Source organism: Hylemonella sp. P2_B10 (genome assembly GCF_056404875.1).
Genome location: NZ_JBFUDE010000001.1, coordinates 510734 through 529000, shown reverse-complemented (window position 1 = coordinate 529000; position 18267 = coordinate 510734). Strand labels below are relative to the sequence as shown.

13 protein-coding genes are annotated in these 18267 nt (G+C 62.7%); 6 read left to right on the top strand and 7 right to left on the bottom strand.

All coding sequences use genetic code 11. From position 1 onward, the window contains the following. Nucleotides 1-10 precede the first annotated feature (10 nt). Nucleotides 11-3832 carry an ATP-dependent RNA helicase HrpA gene (gene hrpA / locus AC1DX2_RS02460; RefSeq protein ID WP_477195747.1) on the top strand — a complete coding sequence of 1274 codons (3822 nt, stop codon included), beginning with the start codon at nt 11-13 and terminating at the stop codon, nt 3830-3832. A gap of 39 nt (nt 3833-3871) precedes the next feature. Here hrpA and AC1DX2_RS02455 read toward each other — a convergent pair whose 3' ends face one another. Continuing rightward, nucleotides 3872-4639, bottom strand: coding sequence for a tetratricopeptide repeat protein (locus tag AC1DX2_RS02455; RefSeq protein WP_477194694.1), 768 nt, complete (start codon nt 4637-4639; stop codon nt 3872-3874). A gap of 170 nt (nt 4640-4809) precedes the next feature. Here AC1DX2_RS02455 and AC1DX2_RS02450 point away from each other — a divergent pair, with 170 nt between their 5' ends. Together AC1DX2_RS02450 and AC1DX2_RS02445 are read left to right on the top strand one after the other, a co-directional pair. Continuing rightward, nucleotides 4810-5139, top strand: a complete 330-nt coding sequence (locus tag AC1DX2_RS02450; RefSeq protein WP_477194693.1) for a hypothetical protein — start codon at nt 4810-4812, stop codon at nt 5137-5139. A gap of 293 nt (nt 5140-5432) precedes the next feature. Beyond that, nucleotides 5433-5939, top strand: coding sequence for a lysozyme inhibitor LprI family protein (locus AC1DX2_RS02445; RefSeq protein WP_477194692.1), 507 nt, complete (start codon nt 5433-5435; stop codon nt 5937-5939). Between the two features lie 217 nt (nt 5940-6156). Here the strand turns inward: AC1DX2_RS02445 and AC1DX2_RS02440 are convergent, their stop codons facing one another. From AC1DX2_RS02440 to AC1DX2_RS02430, 3 genes are read right to left on the bottom strand one after another with little or no spacing between them, the layout of a single operon-like run. Continuing rightward, a complete protein-coding gene (locus AC1DX2_RS02440; RefSeq protein ID WP_477194691.1) occupies nt 6157-7896 on the bottom strand; it encodes an ABC transporter ATP-binding protein in 1740 nt (579 codons plus the stop codon). Next, a complete protein-coding gene (locus AC1DX2_RS02435) occupies nt 7871-8929 on the bottom strand; it encodes an ABC transporter permease (protein WP_477194690.1) in 1059 nt (352 codons plus the stop codon). The genes AC1DX2_RS02440 and AC1DX2_RS02435 overlap by 26 nt, the downstream gene beginning before the upstream one ends. Continuing rightward, nucleotides 8926-9864 carry an ABC transporter permease gene (locus AC1DX2_RS02430; RefSeq protein ID WP_477194689.1) on the bottom strand — a complete coding sequence of 313 codons (939 nt, stop codon included), beginning with the start codon at nt 9862-9864 and terminating at the stop codon, nt 8926-8928. The genes AC1DX2_RS02435 and AC1DX2_RS02430 overlap by 4 nt, the downstream gene beginning before the upstream one ends. Before the next feature lie 284 nt (nt 9865-10148). Between AC1DX2_RS02430 and AC1DX2_RS02425 the strand changes: the two genes are divergently transcribed. The 3 genes from AC1DX2_RS02425 to AC1DX2_RS02415 are packed head-to-tail and all read left to right on the top strand — an operon-like array spanning nt 10149 to nt 15536. Then, nucleotides 10149-11795: an ABC transporter substrate-binding protein gene (locus tag AC1DX2_RS02425; RefSeq protein WP_477194688.1), complete on the top strand. Its 1647-nt coding sequence runs from the start codon at nt 10149-10151 to the stop codon at nt 11793-11795. A gap of 23 nt (nt 11796-11818) precedes the next feature. Then, on the top strand, nt 11819-13648 hold the full coding sequence (locus AC1DX2_RS02420; RefSeq protein WP_477194687.1) for an ABC transporter substrate-binding protein: 1830 nt from the start codon (nt 11819-11821) through the stop codon (nt 13646-13648). A gap of 52 nt (nt 13649-13700) precedes the next feature. Beyond that, nucleotides 13701-15536: an ABC transporter substrate-binding protein gene (locus tag AC1DX2_RS02415; protein WP_477194686.1), complete on the top strand. Its 1836-nt coding sequence runs from the start codon at nt 13701-13703 to the stop codon at nt 15534-15536. 75 nt (nt 15537-15611) lie between these two features. Here AC1DX2_RS02415 and AC1DX2_RS02410 read toward each other — a convergent pair whose 3' ends face one another. The 3 genes from AC1DX2_RS02410 to AC1DX2_RS02400 all read right to left on the bottom strand — a co-directional run bounded on the left by AC1DX2_RS02410 (nt 15612) and on the right by AC1DX2_RS02400 (nt 18266). Further along, on the bottom strand, nt 15612-16760 hold the full coding sequence (locus tag AC1DX2_RS02410; protein WP_477194685.1) for a pyridoxal phosphate-dependent aminotransferase: 1149 nt from the start codon (nt 16758-16760) through the stop codon (nt 15612-15614). Between the two features lie 134 nt (nt 16761-16894). Beyond that, nucleotides 16895-17848 carry a CysB family HTH-type transcriptional regulator gene (locus AC1DX2_RS02405; RefSeq protein ID WP_477194684.1) on the bottom strand — a complete coding sequence of 318 codons (954 nt, stop codon included), beginning with the start codon at nt 17846-17848 and terminating at the stop codon, nt 16895-16897. 52 nt (nt 17849-17900) lie between these two features. After that, nucleotides 17901-18266: a sirohydrochlorin chelatase gene (locus tag AC1DX2_RS02400; RefSeq protein WP_477194683.1), complete on the bottom strand. Its 366-nt coding sequence runs from the start codon at nt 18264-18266 to the stop codon at nt 17901-17903. Nucleotide 18267: the final 1 nt, after the last annotated feature.

Sequence of the window (18267 nt, the reverse complement as noted above, 5' to 3'; positions counted from 1 at the left end):
CGACGAGATCATGGCCGCCATGGAGACGCACCAGGTCATCATCGTCTGCGGCGAGACCGGCTCCGGCAAGACCACCCAGCTGCCCAAGATCGCGCTGGCCATGGGCCGGGGCAAGTGCAATGCGCCGCCCGGCAAGGGCCGGCTGATTGGCCATACCCAGCCGCGCCGCATTGCTGCCAGCAGCGTGGCCAAGCGCATTGCCGAGGAGTTGAAGACACCGCTGGGCGATGTGGTGGGCTTCAAGGTGCGCTTTCAGGACCGGCTGAGCCGCGATGCCTCTGTCAAGCTGATGACGGACGGCATCTTGCTGGCCGAGACGCAGACCGACCCGCTGCTGAAGGCCTACGACACCATCATCATTGACGAGGCGCACGAGCGCAGCCTGAACATCGACTTCTTGCTGGGCTACCTGCGGCAGATCCTGCCGCGCCGGCCTGACTTGAAGATCGTCGTCACCTCGGCCACCATCGATGCGCAGCGCTTTGCCGACCACTTTGCCTCTGCCAAGGGGCCGGCGCCGGTGATCATGGTGTCCGGGCGCATGTTCCCGGTGGAGCAGCGCTACCGGCCGTTCGAGGAATCGCGCGACTACGACCTGAACGACGCCATGGCCGACGCCGTGGACGAGCTGTGGCACGACCCGCGCCAGGGTGGCGACATCCTGATCTTTTTGCCCGGTGAGCGCGAGATCCGCGAGGCGGCGGACCACCTGCGCAAGCACCTGGCGCACCAGCCGCTGTTGCGCAACGCCGACGTGCTGCCGCTGTTCGCCCGCCTGAGCCCGGCCGAGCAGGACCGCATTTTTGACGGCCACACCGGCCGGCGCATCGTGCTGGCCACCAACGTGGCCGAAACCTCGCTCACCGTGCCGGGAACGCGCTATGTGATTGACGCCGGCACGGCGCGCGTGAAGCGCTACAGTTTCCGGAGCAAGGTGGAGCAGTTGCTGGTGGAGCCCATCAGCCAGGCCGCCGCCAACCAGCGCGCTGGCCGCTGCGGCCGCGTGGCCAACGGCATTTGCATACGCCTGTACGACGAGAAGGACTTCAACGAGCGCCCGCGCTTCACCGACCCGGAAATCCTGCGCTCGTCGCTGGCCGGGGTGATTCTGCGCATGAAGGCGCTGCACCTGGGCATCGTGGAAGACTTCCCTTTCATCGAACCGCCGCAGCGCCGCGCCATTGCCGACGGCTACCAGTTGCTGAACGAGCTGGGCGCGGTAGACGACGCCAACGAGCTGACCCCCATGGGCGCCGAGCTGGCCCGGCTGCCGCTGGACCCGCGCGTGGGCCGCATGATCCTGGAGGCGCGCGACCGCCAAGCGCTGGACGAGGTACTGGTGATTGCCAGCGCCCTGAGCGTGCAGGACGTGCGCGACCGGCCGATGGAAGCCCAGGCCGCCGCCGACCAGGCGCATGTGAAGTTTGACGACGAGAAGAGCGAGTTCAGCGGCTACCTGAAGCTGTGGAAATGGCTGGACGCCAGCCGGGGTGGGCACGGTGCCGAGCACAAGCTGTCCAACCGCCAATACGAGCAGTTGCTGCGGCAAAACTTCGTCAACATCCGCCGCGTGCGCGAGTGGCGTGACATCCATTCCCAACTGCACACCGTGGTGGCCGAGCACAAGTGGCGGCTCAACGCCGCGCCAGCCACCTATGAGCAGATCCACCTGTCCATGCTGTCGGGCCTGCTGGGCAACATCGGCTGCAAGCAGGACGAGGAAGAGGTGTACCTGGGCGCGCGTGGCATCAAGTTCTACCGCCACCCCGGTGCCCACCTGAGCAAGAAACCGGGGCGCTGGATCGTCGCCGCCGAGCTGGTGGAGACCACGCGCCTTTTTGGCCGGGGCCTGGCCAACATCGAGCCGCAATGGATAGAGCAGGTGGCCGGCCATTTGTTGAAGAGGCAGCTGCTGGACCCGCATTGGGAGAAGAAGGCTGCCGAGGTGGTGGCGCTGGAGCGTGCCACGCTGTATGGCATCGTGGTCTACAGTGGCCGGCGCATCAATTTCGGCCGCGTGGACCCGGTGACAGCGCGCGAAATCTTCATGCGCGAGGCACTGGTGGCCGGCGAATGGGAAACGAAGCTTCCCTTCCTGGCCGCCAACCAGAAGATGGTCAAGCAGGTACAAGACCTGGAACACAAGGCGCGCCGGCAGGACGTGCTGGTGGATGAGGAGTTGATCTACGCCTTCTACGACCAGCAATTGCCCGCCGACGTGTGCAGCGGCCACAGCTTTGAGCAGTGGTTCCGTGCCGAGCAGCAACGCAACCCCAAACTGCTGCTGCTGACGCGCGACGAGCTGATGCGCCACGAGGCCGCCGGCATCACCACCAACGCCTTTCCGAAGACGCTGCGCCTGGGCGGCGTGGACTGTGCCGCCACCTACTTGCACGAGCCCGGCGATGCCCGCGACGGCCTCACGGTGACGGTGCCTCTCTTTGTGCTGAACCAGGTCAGCGAAGAGCGCTGTGAATGGCTGGTGCCCGGCATGCTGAAGGACAAGGCGCRGGCGCTGTTGAAGACGCTGCACCAGCGCCCGCGTTCGCGCCTGGTGCCGCTGCCGGAGACGGCCACGCGCATTGCCGAGCAGTTCAACCAGCCGGAGGTGTTCGGCAGCGGTTCATTGACCGATGCCGTGCTGAAGTGGGTGCGCGATGCCACCTCGCTGGACGTGAAGCGCGCCGACTTCAAGCTGGACATGCTGAGCCCGCATTTCTTCATGAACTTCCGCGTGGTGGACGAGCACGGCCGCCAGCTGGGCACGGGACGCAACCTGGGCGCGCTGAAGGCGGAGTGGGGCGCCAAGGCGCGCGGTGCCTTCCAGGCGCTGGCGAATTTGAAGCTGGGCCAGCAGGTGGCTGCGGCAGCCGAAACGGTTGATGCACCTGCCGCTGCCCCGGCTGCCGCCAGCGGCAAAGGCAGGGGCGGTGTGACAGCCCAGGTGGTCAACTCCAAAGCCATCCCCGCCGCCAGCACCGACCAGCGCTACACCGCCTGGACCTTTGGCGAGCTGCCCGAGCTGATGGAAATCCGCAAAAGCGGCCAGACGCTGATCGGTTTTCCGGCGCTGATCGATGCCGGCGACGCCGTCACCATCGAGGTGTTTGATGAGCCCGAGGCGGCCGCTGCCAAGCACCGCGCCGGCCTGCGTCGCCTGTTTGCCTTGCAGATCAAGGACGCGCTGAAGTACCTGGAAAAGAACATCCCCGACCTGCAGAAGATGGCCGTGGCCTTCATGACGCTGGGCGGCACGCAGGAAGAGTTGCGCGCGCAGGTCATCGATGTGGCGCTGGACCGCGCCTTCCTGCTGGACCCGCTGCCCACCAACGAGGCCGACTTCAAGCGCCGCGTGGAGGAGGGCCGAGGCCGCCTGACGCTGATCGCCAACGAGGTGGCCCGCCTGGCCGCCACCGTCCTGGCCGAATACGCCGTGGCGGCCCGCAAGATCAAGGACACCAAGAACGCCCCCGAAGCCACGGCAGACGCCACCCAGCAACTGCAACGCCTGATGCCCAAGCGTTTCCTGGCCACCACGCCGTGGAGCCAGTTACCGCACTTCGCCCGCTACCTGAAGGCCATCACGCTGCGGCTGGAGAAATATCGCGCCGACCCGGCCCGCGACGCCGCCAAGCTGGCCGAGCTGCGCCCGCAGGAGCAGCGCTACTGGCGCCTGGTGGCCGAGCGCAAGGGTGTGCAGGACGAGCGTCTGCTGGAATTCCGCTGGCTGCTGGAGGAATTGCGCGTCAGCTTTTTCGCGCAGGAGTTGCGCACGCCGCAGCCGGTCAGCGTGAAGCGGCTGGACAAGGCCTGGTTGCAACTGGGGGCCTGAGCGACCTGGCCCGGCTGCATGGCGAGCCGTGTACTGGCGTTACCGGGCGGGGCACAGTGTCGTGTTGATTGAGGCAGCGGTCTTTGCGCAGATAAGCGCTATCCTCTGCTGGGCTTCTACAGCCGTGTCAGGCTTGGCGGCTGCCTTTCGCAGGTACTGCAGCCCCAACGCGGGGTCCTGCTCAAAAGCCACACCAAACGCATACATGGTGCCCAAATCCATCTGCGCTTTGGCGTGGCCCTGCTGCGCTGCCAAGGCAAACCATTTGCCCGCTTCGACCAGATCTTTGGGAATGCCACCCGTTCCTTGGGCATGGATGGCCCCCAGGTTGTACTGGGCCGACGCATAGCCTTGTTGTGCAGCCTTGCGGTACCAGGCGATGCCTTGGTCCACGTCCCTCGGGAAGTCATCCCTGCCGGTCGTGTAGAGATTACCCAAGTTGAAGGCCGCTTCGATGTCGCCGTCGGCCCACGCGCTCTCCAACAGCGCCGCGGCTTTGCGCGTGTCCCGGGGCAGTCCTCCTTTTCCTTCTTCGTAGAAATTGGAGAGGTTGAATTTGGCCTGCGATACGCCTCTCTCTGCTGCCTTTTTGAACCACTTGGCCGCTAGAACATCGTCCTTGGGACCACCCAAGCCCTCTGCATACAAGCCGCCCAAGTTGGCTTGCGCGCTGGCGTTGCCGCCATAGGCACCGACCTTGTACCACCATCGAGCCGCCTTGTAGTTGCCATCGGCAGTGGCCATGCGCGCGAACATGTGGGCCTTGAGCACCATGCCGATTGGCAATGCCACCAACGCGACGCACACCAGTGCTATCCAGAAACCTCGCCTGACCATTGGACTCCCTGTGAATCATTGGAAACATAACGGAGTCTACGGCGTTTGGAGCAGGCAATGCTTCCAGGCCGGCTCTCTGGTGCAGTGCCGGCCGGCAGAGGTATATTCGGCTTTCTTTGAAAACACATGAGGAGCACCCCATGAAAAAAGCAACCCTTGCCGCCGCACTGGCCCTGTCCACCTGTTTCGGCTCGACCATGGCCGCCGACGCCCTGCTGGGACCGGACGATGGCCCGCCCAAGTGCAGCACCTGGAACACGGACAAGGCGAACCGCGAGCTTTACAAGGCCTGGTTGATCGGCTACCTGTCGGGTCTCGTGACCGGCCAAAAATCAGACTTCCTGAAGGGCTCGGAAGCCGATCAGCATGCCGCCTGGATGGACCGCTACTGCGCCGACAACCCCAACGATCTGACGTCGGTGGGCGCGATGAAGCTGTCGCGTGAGCTCAAGCGCAAGCTGGGGCTTTGACGCGCTTTGGCGCTGAATACCGCTGTCGCCAATCGTTGATCCTGGGCGAGCGCACCGGGCGTCCGTAGCCGGACTGCCTCCGGACCTCGCGCAGATGATGTGTGTGGCGCGCCATGCTGGCGGGCGCGACCACCATGGTTTGGCCGCGTGACTCTGTAGCATGCGCGAATGCCTGCGGCAACCCGGCTACAGCCACCCGCCACGCCTGCGAGGCTTGGCTATCATGAGGAGCGGGAATAGCAGGCTCTGCCGGTCACGTTTCCACAAGCAGTCAAGCGTCTAGGGGGATGTAAATGCCAAGTGTTCGCTTCGGCGGGGTGATTCTTGCCTTTGCCATCATGTTTTTGCCAATGACGGCATCGGCGCAAGTCGATTCCAAGGAGAAGAAGCAGTTCTGGCCTGAAGGAAGGGCACTGCAGTTGTTTTTATTCGATAAGCTGGCAGAACTCAATCGACAATTGGCCAGTCAACATGCGGAACTGGTGAAGGTTCTGGCTTCGGCGACTTCATCCGATGGTGAAGTCCTTGCGGATGGGAATCTGGTCGATGCACTGCGAGAGCAACAAGTGGCCTGGCTCAAATACAGGTCAGCGGAGTGCAATTTGGTCGGCGCGATGATGGGCGGAGCTAACGCGTGGCCGCAGATGAATGCGCAGCAATGCGAGATCGATCTCAGCGAGTCGCGTCTGCAGCGAGTCAAGTCTTCATTGCGATGCATTCAGAAAATACCGGCCGAAAACCTTTCAATAAAGCAAGACACCTGCTTGCAACAGCTTGCGCCTCTGACCAAAGAACGGTAGTTAGACCAAACCTAGCTCCGCAGGCGTGCCGGGTGGCTGTAGCCGGGTTGCCGCAGGCATTCGCGCATGCTACAGAGTCACGCGAACAAACTGCGGTGGTCGCGCCAGCCAGCATGGTGTGCCACAAGCATCATCTGCGCGAGGTCCGGAGGCAGTCCGGCTACGGACGCCCGGTGCGCTCGCCCAGGATGAACGACTGGCGCCAGCGGTATTAAGATTAAGCAGCCGCCGGAGCAGCAGTGCCTTGATAGCCCTTCGGGATGGCGCCAAGCAGCTTCTTCGTGTACTCATGCTGCGGATTGGCATAGATGGCTTGCGCGTCGCCGCGTTCCACCACCTCGCCCTGGTTCATCACCAGGATCTCGTCGGCCATGTACTTCACCACCGCCAGGTCGTGGCTGATGAAGACGTAGGTTAGGCCGAACTCTTCCTGCAGGTCCAGCAGCAAATTTAAAACCGTGGCCTGCACGCTGACGTCCAGCGCGCTGACGCTTTCGTCGCAGACGATGATCTCCGGCTTCATGCTCAGACAGCGCGCGATGGCGATGCGCTGGCGCTGGCCGCCCGAGAACTCGTGCGGGTACTTGCCGAAGGCCTCGCGCGTCAGGCCCACCTTTTCAATCAGGGCCAGCGCCATGCGGGCGCGCTCGTCGTCGTTGGCGCCAATCTTGTGGATGCGCATCGGCTCCATCAGGATCTGGCCAACGGTGAAGCGCGGGTTCAGGCTGGCATAGGGGTTCTGGAAAATGATCTGGATTCGGCTGCGGTAGCCGCGCATCTGGTTGGCGTTGAGTTGCGCCAAGTCCTTGCCCTCGAACATGATGCTGCCGGTGGTGGCATCGGTCAGGCGCGTCAGCATCATGCCCACGGTGGTCTTGCCCGAGCCGGATTCACCCACCACGCCCAGCGTGCGGCCCTTGTGCAGCGTGAAGTCGGCGTTTTTCACCGCCTCCACCATCTTGCGGCTGAACAGGCCCGTCTTCAGGTGGTATTCCTTGCGCAGGCCCTTCACCTCGATCAGCGGGGCGCCGGACAACGGCCTCACTTCCCGCTGTTCGGTCACCAGCGCCCGGTTGTTGACGATGTCGTCGATCACCGGCAGGCGCTTGGGCCGCGTGTCCAGGCTGGGGCGGCAGGCGATCAGCGCGCGGGTGTAGGGGTCCTTGGGGGCGTTGAAGATGGTCTGCACGTCGCCCGCTTCGCGGATTTCGCCGTGGCGCATCACCACCACCTGGTCGGAGATTTCGCCCACCAGGCCGAGGTCGTGGCTGATGAACAGCACGCTCATGTGGTGGCGCTGCTGCAGCTTGGCGATCAGGTCGGTGATCTGGCGCTGCACCGTCACGTCCAGCGCGGTGGTGGGCTCGTCGGCAATCAGCAGCTTGGGCTCGCAGGCGATGGCAATGGCGATCATCACGCGCTGCTGCTGGCCGCCGGAGAGCTCGTGCGGGTAGGCCTTCAGGCGCTGCTGCGCGTTGGGGATGCCGACCTCGTTCATCAGCTCCAGCGCGCGGTCCATGGCCTGCCGCGGTGTCATGTTCATGTGGATGCGCAGCACCTCGGCGATCTGCTCGCCCACCGTGAACACCGGGTTCAGCGAACTCATGGGCTCCTGGAACACCACCGAGATGTCCTTGCCGCGCAGCGCGCGCATGTCTTCCACCGGTGCCTTCAGCAGGTCGCGGCCGTTGTAGAGGATCTGGCTCTCGGGCGCCACGATGGCGTTCTCGGGCAGCAGGCGCACGATGCTCATGGCGCTGACGCTCTTGCCGCTGCCCGATTCGCCCACCAGGGCCACGGTGGCGTTGGTGGGGATGTCAAAGCTCACCCGCTTGACGGCCTGGGCCGTGTGCGTCTTGCTCATGCGAAAACCCACCTGCAGGTTTTGCACGCTGATCAGATTGTTGCTTGTCATGTTCTTGTCGTCCTGATTAGCGCAGCTTCGGGTCGAGCGCATCGCGCAGCGCGTCGGTCAGCAGCGCGAAGGCGGTCACAAACGTGGCCATGAAGGCGGTGGCGGCCACCAGTTGCCACCACTTGCCCTGCACCAGCTCGTTTTGCGCCTCCGACAGCATGGTGCCCCAGCTCACCATGTCGATGGGCACGCCCAGCCCCAGGAACGACAGAATCACCTCGGCCTTGATGAAGCTCACCACATGCAGGCTGAGCTGCACCAGCACCACGTGGCTGATGTTGGGCAGGATGTGCACGAACATGCGCGACGCGTGGCTGGCGCCGATGGCCTCGGCGGCGCGCACGTATTCGCGGTTGCGGTGCTTGATGTATTCGGCCCGCACCAGGCGGTAGATGCCGGTCCAACCCACCACGCTCAAGATGATGATGACGGTCCAGACCCCACTGCCCAGCACGCTGGCCAGCGGCCCCGACTTCAGCACGGCCGCGACTGTGAACATCAGCAGGATGTAGGGGATGGAGGTGAACACGTTGTACACCCACTCCAGAAAGTCGCCCATCCAGCCGCCGAAGTAGCCACCCAGTGCGCCCAGCACGGTGCCGATGATGGTGGCGAACAAGGCCGCGATCAGGCCGACGGTGATGGACACCTGTGCCCCTTTGATCACCTTGCTCAGCACGTCACGCCCCAACTGGTCGCCGCCGAAGGTCAGCGTGTCGGATTTTTCGGTGACGGTGGCCTTGAACTTGGAGGCGCGCTCTTCCCATTCCTTGTAGCGCGGTGCCAGCGGGTCCACATCGGTCAGGTCCACGTTGGGCCCACTGGCCCCTTCGACGACGGCTGTTTGCGAGCCGTCGACGATCTTGCCGACGAAGTGGGGCGGGGCGAATGGCGTGCCCACTTCCTTTTGCCAGTCCTTGGCGACCCAGCCCAGCTGGGCAAAGGCCACCATGACGATGAACAACAGCGTGATCACCATGGCGATCATGCCAACGCGGTCGTTCCTCAGCCGCTTCCAGGCCGAAGCCCAGACGCCCGGCGACTGGGGCAGTTCTTGCAACTCAACCGCGCTCATTTCAGCACCACCCTTGGGTCAACAAACTTGTAAAGCACATCGGTAATCAGGTTGATCAGCATGGTCAGCGCCGCCAGGTAAACCGTGGCGGCTTGGATGACCGGGTAGTCGCTGCGGTTGACCGCGGTCAACACCTCGCGCCCCAGGCCGGGAATGGAGAAGAAGAACTCGATCAGGAACGAGCCGATGAACACCCCGGGCAACTGGGTAGCCACGTTGGTCAGGATGGGAATCAGCGCGTTGCGCAGCACGTGCTTGAACAGGATGGTGTTCTCCGGCACGCCTTTGGCGCGCGCGGTGCGCACATAGTCATGGCCCATTTCGTCGAGGAAGAAGCTGCGGTACAGCCGGGTCTGCGGCGCCAGGCTGACCAGCACGGCCAGCATCACCGGCAGCGGCGCGAAGGTGCTCAGGTTTTTCCAGAACGAGTCCGACCAGCCCTGCACCGGGAACCATCCGAGTCGGAACGCGAACACATACTGGCCGACCACCACATAGACCAGGAAGCTGATGGACAGCGCCACGGTGGTGATCAGCATGATGGCGCGGTCGGTCAGGCTGCCGCGCACATAGGCCACGGCCATGCCGGCCACGATGGCCAGGGCCACTTCCAGCACCAGGATGGGGATCATGATGGTCAGGGTGGCGGGCAGGCGGGTGGCAAAGATGTTGGAGATGGCCTCGTTGGTGGTCCAGCTCTTGCCCCAGTTGAAGGTGAAGATTTGCTGGATGAAGATCCACAGCTGCTCGATCACCGGCCTGTCAAGACCCAGCTGGGTGCGGATGGAGGCGATCTGGGCCTTGGTGGCCGATATGCCGGCCAGGATGTCGGCGGGATCTCCGCCGAACCATTTGAACAGGAAAAAGATCAGCAAAATGACGCCCGCCAAGGTGGGAATCATCTGCAAAACCCGTCTGAAGATGTAAGAGAACATAGAATTATTGGTTCACTAAGGTGAAATGCCCATGGAACTGGCGTAAGGCGCAGATTATGCTTGCATGTTAAGCGTTTGGCATCGGTGTTTGTCTGAGGAATGGAATGGCGGTCGCGAAGTTTTTTGCCGGTTTGATTGTGCTAGCGCTTGTGTGCTGCAACTTGGGCGCTGCCGAGAAAGCGCAGGCGCCGGAGAAGGTTTTGCGCTATGGCTGGCGGGTGGCGGAAACCGGTTTTGACCCGGCAAAAGTCTCTGACATCTATTCGCGCACGGCGACAGAGCATATGTTCGAGGCCCTCTACACCTACGACTACCTGGCGCGTCCCGTTAAGGTCATTCCGCTGGTGGCTGACGGCATGCCGGTGATCGCTGACGACTTCAAGAGCTACACCGTCAAGATCAAGCCCGGCATCTACTTTGCCGACGACCCGGCGTTCTGCGATGCCGATGGCAAGAACTGCAAGAAGCGCGAGTTGACGGCGCAGGATTTCGTCTACAGCATCAAGCGCATCTTCGACCCCAAGACCAAGAGCCCTTCTCTCACCGACTATGAAGAAGCGCAACTGATAGGCATGAACGAGGTGCGCGCCAGTGCCGACAAGCCGGGCGGTGTGTTTGACTATGACAAGGAGGTCGAGGGCCTGAAGGCGCTGGACCGCTACACCATCCAGTTCAAGCTGGCTGTCACCCGCCCCCGGTTCATCTACAACCTGGCGGACTCCAGCGTCAGTGGCGCGGTGGCCCGCGAGGTGATCGAAAAATACGCCGACAAAACCATGGAGCACCCGGTGGGCACCGGTCCGTACAAGCTGGACAAGTGGCAGCGCTCGGCGCACATGAGCTTCGTCAAGAACCCGAATTTCCGCGAGATGTATTTCGATGCCCACCCGGCGGCTGACGACAAGCTGGCGCAGGCCATCTACCAGCAGATGAAGGGCAAGCGCATCCCGATGGTGGACAGGGTAGAGGTGTCTGTCATTGAAGAGGAACAACCGCGCTGGCTGGCGTTCCAGGGCAACGAGCACGATTTTTACGAGCGCCTGGCGCCCACCTTTGCCTACCAGGCCATTCCCGGTGGCAAGCTGGCGCCCAATCTGGCCAAACGCGGGATTGTGATGCAACGCACCATCGCCGCCGACGCGATCATCCATTACTTTGCCATGACCGACCCGATTGTGGGCGGCTACACGCCTGACAAGGTGGCGTTGCGCAGGGCCATTGCGCTGGCCTACGACGCCGGACAGGAAATCCGTTTGCCCAGGCGCAACCAGGCCATCAGGGCCCAGGGGCCCATTGTTCCCATGGTCTTTGGGTACGACCCGTCGTTCAAAACCGAAATGAGCGACTTCAACCCAGCCAAGGCCAAGGCCTTGCTCGACATGTTCGGCTACGTGGACAAGGACGGTGACGGCTGGCGCGATCTGCCCAACGGCAAACCGATGGTGATCCAGTACGCCACCCAGCCCGATGGGCTGTCGCGCGAATTGGCGGAGGTGTGGCGCAAGAGCATGGACGCCATCGGCGTCAAGATGGAATTCAAAGTGGCCAAATGGCCCGAGAACCTGAAGGCCGCGCGCGCCAACAGGCTGATGATGTGGGGCCTGGCGTCCAGCGCCGACACGCCAGACAGCAGTGGTCAGCTGCAGCGCTATTTCGGCCCCGCCAAGGGAGAGGCGAACCTGTCGGGGTTTGACCTGCCGGAATTCAACAAGATGTTCGTGCAGCAGCAGTTCATGGCAGACGGGCCGGAACGGCTGGCGCTGCTGCAAAAGGCGGTCAAGCTGGTGGTGGCCTACATGCCCTACAAAGTCAGCGGGCATCGCATCCTGACGGACATGTCTCACCCCTGGTGCCTGGGCTACATGCGCAACCCCATCAGCCTGGGCTTCTGGCAGTACATGGATATCGACACATCCAAATTGCCGAAATAGTCGTTTTGGTCTCGAGGATTGACATGAAGACATACAAAATTCTGGTGGGTTTGGCGGCCGCTGTGCTGGCCTGGGGTGGCGCATCCGCGGCTGAAAAGGGCGGCCAGCCGGAGAAGGTGCTGCGCTATGCCTTTCGCGCGGCTGAAACCGGCTTTGATCCGGCGCAGCTCTCCGACCTGTATTCGCGCACCATCGTGCGCAATATTTTTGAGTCGCTCTACACGTTTGACTACCTGGCGCGCCCGGCGAAGGTTGTGCCCGGCGTGGCCGATGGCATGCCCGTCATCAGCGAGGACTTCAAGACCTACACGGTCAAGATCAAGCGGGGCATCTACTTTGACGATGACCCGGCTTTTTGCGACAAAGACGGCAAGAATTGCAAGAAACGCGAGTTGACGGCGCAAGATTTTGTCTACAGCTACAAGCGCATTTTTGATCCGAAGACCAGGAGCCCATCCGTCAGCGGCCTGGAGGAACTGAAGCTGGTGGGCCTGAACGCGCTGCGCGCGCAGGCCGACAAGGCCGACGGTGTGTTTGATTACGACAAAGAGGTCGAAGGGCTGCGCGCGCTGGACCGCTACACGATCCAGTTCAAATCCGAGATCGGCCAGCCGCGCCTGGTCTATGACATGGCCGATCCCAGCATCGTGGGCGCGGTGGCGCGCGAGGTGGTGGAGAGGTATGGCGACAAGATCATGGAGCACCCGGTGGGCACCGGGCCTTTCAAGCTGGACAAGTGGACGCGCTCTTCCAAGATCGAACTGGTCCGCAACCCCAACTTCCGCGAGCAGTTTTTTGAAGCCGACCCGCCCGCCAATGACGCCCAGGCCCAGGAGATCTACAAGCGATTGAAGGGCAAGCGGCTGCCGCTGCTTGATCGCGTGGTGGTGTCCATCATCGAAGAGGAGCAACCGCGCTGGCTCTCCTTCCTGGGCAATGAGCACGATTTTTATGAGCGTCTGGCGCCCACCTTCGCCTACAACGCCATCCCCAACAACAAGCTGGCACCGAATCTTTCAAAGCGCGGTATCGGCATGGAGCGCACGACGGCGGCGGACATCATGATGACCTACTTCAACATGGATGACCCCGTCGTGGGCGGCTATACGCCCGACAAGGTGGCGCTGCGCCGTGCCATTGCGCTGGGCTTCAACGTGGGTGAGGAAATCCGCCTGCCGTTTCGCAACCAGGCTGCATTGGCGCAGAGTCCGTTTCCACCGTTCACCTTTGGCTACGACGAAAAGTTCAAGTCGGCCATGAGCGAGTACGACCCGATCAAGGCCAAGGCCCTGCTGGACATGTACGGCTACATCGACAAGGACGGTGATGGCTGGCGCGAGCAGCCGAATGGCAAGCCCCTGGTGATCAACTTCTCCAGCGAGCCCGTGGGTTTCCAGCGTGAGCGTCTGGAGGTCTGGCGCAAGAGCATGGCCGCCATCGGCATCAAGCTGGAATTCAAGATGGCCAAGTGGCCCGAGAACCTGAAAGGCGCGCGCGCGGGCAAGCTGATGATGTGGCATCTGGGCAACTCAGCCTCTGTGCCTGACGGTGGGGACTATCTGAAGCTGGCGTATGGCCCGAGCGCAGGCCAGCAAAACTTCCCGCGCTTTGACAACGCGAAATTCAATGCCTTGTACCAGCAGCAGGTGAGCATGCCCGATGGCCCTGAACGCCTGGCCGTCATGCAACAGGCCGCCAAGATCATGGTCGCCTACATGCCGATCAAGGTGGAGCTGCACCGGGTGTACACCGACATGTGGCATCCCTGGATGGTCGGCTACACGCGCCACCCCATGGCCCAGGGGCTGTTTTGGCGGTATGTGGACATTGATGTGGCCAAGTTGCCGAAGTGACCCTGATTTCGGCGTGGCAGGCTGCCGGCGGCCTGCACGCCTTGTTCGTTGAGTGTTCAATTTGAGATTCGCAAGACTGGTTGGTTTTCTTCTGGCAGGCGCGCTGGGCGCTGGCCACGCCTTTGTCGCGGCCCAGACCAAGCCGCCCGAGAAAGTGCTGCGCTATGCCTTTCGCGTGGCTGAGACGGGGTTCGATCCGGCGCAGGTGTCCGACCTGTACTCACGCACCATCACCGAGAACGTGTTTGATGGCCTGTATGCCTATGACTACCTGGCCCGTCCCGTCAAGGTCATTCCGAATGTGGCCGAAGGCATGCCCGAGATTGCCGACAACTACAAGACCTTCACCATCAAGGTCAAGCGTGGCATCTATTTCGCTGACGACCCGGCGTTCTGCGACGCCGAGGGCAAGAACTGCAAGAAGCGGGAGCTGACGGCGCAGGATTTCGTCTACAGCATCAAGCGGCTTTACGACCCCAAGCACCGCAGCCCGCTGGCCAGCGACATGGAAGAGTACAAGCTGATTGGCCTCAACGAGTTGCGTGCCAAGGCCGACAAACTGGGCGCCAAGTTCGACTACGACACCGAGGTGGAGGGCTTGCGCGCGCTGGACCGCTACACCTTGCAGATCAAGCTGGCCGAGACGCGGCCGCGCTTTGTCTACCAACTGGCCGATGGCAGCGTGCTGGGGGCGGTGGCGCGAGAAGTGGTGGAAAAGTACGGCGACAAGATCATGGAGCACCCGGTGGGCACGGGACCGTTCATGCTGGACAAATGGCGGCGTTCCTCCAAGATCAGTTTCGTGCGCAATCCCAATTTCCGCGAGGTGTATTTCGACGCGCAGCCGGCGGCGGATGATGCCAGGGCGCAAGCCATCTACCAGCAGCTCAAGGGCAAGCGCTTGCCCCTGCTGGACCGGGTGGAGGTGGACATCATTGAAGAGGAGCAGCCGCGCTGGCTGGCCTTCCTGGGCGGCGAGCATGACGTGTACGAGCAGATGGCGCCGACCTTTGCCTACCAGGCCATCCCCAACAACCAGTTGGCGCCCAACCTGGCCAAGCGCGGCATTGTGATGGAGCGCTCGGCCGTCCCTGATATCACGGTGCATTACTTTTCCATGGAAGATGCGGTGGTGGGCGGCTACACGCCCGAGAAAGTGGCGCTGCGCCGTGCGCTGGCGCTGGCCTTCAACGCGGAGGAGGAAATCCGCCTGCCCTACCGCAACCAGGCCTTGCGGGCCCAGAGCCCGATCCAGCCCATGACTTATGGTTTTGACGCCGGCCTGAAGACCGAGATGGGTGAGTTCAACCGGCCCAAGGCCATGGCGCTGCTGGACATGTATGGCTACGTCGACAAGGACGGCGATGGCTGGCGCGACAAGCCCGATGGCAGGCCGCTGGTCATTGAATACGCCACCCAGCCCGACGGCTTGTCGCGCGAGCGCATAGAGATCTGGAAGAAATGCATGGATGCCATAGGCGTGCGGATGGAGTTCAAGGTGTCCAAGTGGCCGGAAAACCTGCGCGCGGCCCGGGCCGGCAAGCTGATGATGTGGGGCCTGGGCTACAAGGCCAGCTCACCTGACGGCGATGGTTCACTTGCCCTGATGTATGGGCCCAACAAGGGCCAGGGCAACCTGTCGCGCTTTGACAATGCCGAATACAACAAGCTGTACACGCAGCAACAACTGCTGCCCGACGGGCCGCAACGGCTGGCGGTGATGCAAAAGGCCATCAAGCTGTGGGTGGCCTACATGCCCATGAAGATAGGCTCGCACCGGGTCATGACCGACATGTCGCAGCCATGGCTGCTGGGCTACAGGCGCCACCCCATCGCGCGCGCCTTCTGGGCTTACGTGGACGTGGACACCAGCAAGCTGCCCAAGTAAGGCAGGACAGCTACGAAATGTTGAGGACAGGGCAAATTGCTTTGCAATTTGGTCTGTCCCGCAAGGTCTCAGGTTTCAGAGTTTCGCCAACCGCTCCAGCGCCTGGTTCAGCGTCTCATCCTTCTTGGCAAAGCAAAAGCGCACCACGCGCTGATCAAAGCCGTTGCCGTAAAAGGCTGACAGCGGGATGGCAGCGACGCCGATCTCGCGGGTCAGCCACTTGCAGAAATCGGCTTCGCCCAGGTCGCTCACCGCCGAAATGTCCACGCACTGGAAGTAGCTGCCCTCACTGGGCAGCAGCTTGAAGCGCGTCTTTTGCTGCAAGCCGGCACGGAACAGGTCGCGCTTGTGCTGGTAGAAGGCCGGCAGGTCCAAGTAGGGCTTGGGGTCTTCCATGTAGGCGGCCAGCGCGTGCTGCACGGGTGTGTTGACGGTGAACACGTTGAACTGGTGCACCTTGCGAAACTCAGCCGTCAGTTCCTGCGGCGCGGCCACATAGCCCACCTTCCAGCCGGTCACGTGGTAAGTCTTGCCGAAGCTGGAAACAATGAAGGCGCGCGCCGCCAGGCCCGGGTAGCCCGCGGCGCTGTGGTGTTGGCGGTCATCGAACACCATGTGCTCGTACACCTCGTCGCTGATCAGCAGCACGTTGGTGGGGGCCAGCAACTCCTGCAGTTGCAGCATCTCCTCGTGCGTCCACACGGTGGCGCTGGGGTTGTGCGGCGAATTGATGATGATGGCGCGGGTGCGCGGCGTGATGGCGGCAGAGATCTTGGCAAAGTCGGGGCGGAAGCTGCCCGGCGTCAGCGGCACGCGCACTGCCACGCCGCCTGCCAACTCGATGTTGGGCACGTAGCTGTCGTAGCAGGGCTCCAGCACGATGACCTCGTCACCCGCATGCACGATGGCCAGGATGGCGGTCAGGATGGCCTGGGTGGCGCCGGCGGTGATGGTGATCTCGCTGGCCGGCCAGTAGGCGTGGCCGTACATGGTCTCGATCTTGGCCGCCACCGCTTCGCGCAGGCCTGGCACGCCAGGCATGGGCGGGTATTGGTTGAGACCGCGGCCCATGGCATTGGCGACCTGGGCGATCAGCGCCGGGTCGCAGTTGAAATCCGGAAAGCCCTGGCCCAGGTTGACGGCGTTGTGCTCGGTGGCCAGCGCGGACATCACGGTGAAGATGGTGGTGCCGACGGAGGGCAGCTTGCTTTCTATGGCTTGCACGCGCGATGCCTTTCTATCTAAAGTGTTGAGGACAGAGCAAACTCGCTACGCAAATGTTGGTCTGTCCCGCAAGTTAAAAAATGTTGGGGACAGAGCTTGTCCGCTACGCGGCCTGCGGTCTGTCCCACAAGGTCTTACAACTCATAGTCATTCACATGCCCCGTCATGGCTTTGGCGATCAGGTTACGGCTCAGCCGGTCGCTCAGCAGCTCGGCGAAGGTGTAGACGAAGTTGCGCAGGTAGGCGCCGCGCTTGAAGGCCACGCGGGTGACGTTCTGGCCGAACAGCTGGCCGGCGGGGCGCACCACCAGGTCGGCCTTGTCGCCTTCGGCGATCACGTCGCGCACCGCCATTTCGGCCGCCAGGCCCACGCCCAGGCCCAGACGCACATAGGTCTTGATGACGTCGGAGTCAATCGCTTCCAGCGCAATGCGCGGATGCAGCTTGCGGGTGGCAAAGGCGGTGTCGATGCGGGTGCGGCCGGTGAACGACGGGTGGTAGGTGATCAGCGGCTCCTGGGCCACGTCTTCCAGCGTGATGTGTTCTTTCTTGGCCAGCGGGTGGTCAGGCGGCAACACCAGCATGTGCTGCCATTCGTAGCAGGGCAGGGTGACCAGCTCGCTGTAGTCGGCCAGCGATTCGGTGGCGATGCCGATCTCGGCCACTTCGTCCAGCAGCATCTGCGCCACCTGGCCGGGCGAGCCCTGGTGCAGGCTGACGTTGACCTTGGGGTAGGCCTGGCGCAGCTTGGCCACGTGCACCGGTAACACATAGCGGGCCTGCGTGTGGGTGGTGGCGATGGACAGGGTGCCGCTGTCCTGGGCGCTGTACTGCTCGCCTATGCGCTTGAGGTTGCCCACCTCGCGCATGATCAGCTCTATGCTCTTGAGCACATGCTGGCCGGGTTCGGTGATGCGCTTGAGCCGTTTGCCGTGGCGGGCGAAGATTTCCACCCCCAGCTCCTCTTCCAGCTCAATGATGGCCTTGGACACGCCGGGCTGCGAGGTGTGCAGCGCCTTGGCAGCCTCGGTCAGGTTCAGGTTGCGGCGGGCGGCTTCCTGAACAAAACGGAATTGATGCAGGTTCATGTCAAATATCGGCTAAAGATGTCATTTATTATGCATCAAAGCGTCTATTGATTCAGCGGCGCAGGGCAATTTGCGCCAGAAGGTCCAGCAACAAAGGGTTTTCGCCCACGGCGGGCTGCTGCTCAAACACCACGTGCGGGTGTTGTTGCCGCAGTTGGTGGGCCAGYAGCGGCAGGTCTTCCCGCGCGTGCTTGCCCAGGCCGAGGAACATGGGGACGATGCGGATATGGGTTGCGCCGCCGGAGATCAGGGTTTCCGCACTGTGGGCCAGGTCTGGCCGCGCCAGCTCCAAGTAGGCGCATTGCACCGCCACGGCAGGTTCCAGCTCGCGCATGCGCTGGGCGACCGCTTCCATGGGCTGGCGCCACAGCGGGTCGCGCGAGCCGTGGGCCAGCAGGATGATGGCGCGTTCAGTCATG

Bases quoted from the DNA above. Each gene is read 5' to 3' on its own strand.
- AC1DX2_RS02425 (WP_477194688.1), top strand. From the start codon at position 10,149: ATGTTCGAGGCCCTCTACACCTACGACTACCTGGCGCGTCCCGTTAAG.
- AC1DX2_RS02405 (WP_477194684.1), bottom strand. From the start codon at position 17,848: ATGAACCTGCATCAATTCCGTTTTGTTCAGGAAGCCGCCCGCCGCAAC.
- AC1DX2_RS02435 (WP_477194690.1), bottom strand. From the start codon at position 8,929: ATGAGCGCGGTTGAGTTGCAAGAACTGCCCCAGTCGCCGGGCGTCTGG.
- AC1DX2_RS02440 (WP_477194691.1), bottom strand. From the start codon at position 7,896: ATGCGCTCGACCCGAAGCTGCGCTAATCAGGACGACAAGAACATGACA.
- AC1DX2_RS02420 (WP_477194687.1), top strand. From the start codon at position 11,819: ATGAAGACATACAAAATTCTGGTGGGTTTGGCGGCCGCTGTGCTGGCC.
- AC1DX2_RS02450 (WP_477194693.1), top strand. From the start codon at position 4,810: ATGAAAAAAGCAACCCTTGCCGCCGCACTGGCCCTGTCCACCTGTTTC.
- AC1DX2_RS02430 (WP_477194689.1), bottom strand. From the start codon at position 9,864: ATGTTCTCTTACATCTTCAGACGGGTTTTGCAGATGATTCCCACCTTG.
- AC1DX2_RS02445 (WP_477194692.1), top strand. From the start codon at position 5,433: ATGCCAAGTGTTCGCTTCGGCGGGGTGATTCTTGCCTTTGCCATCATG.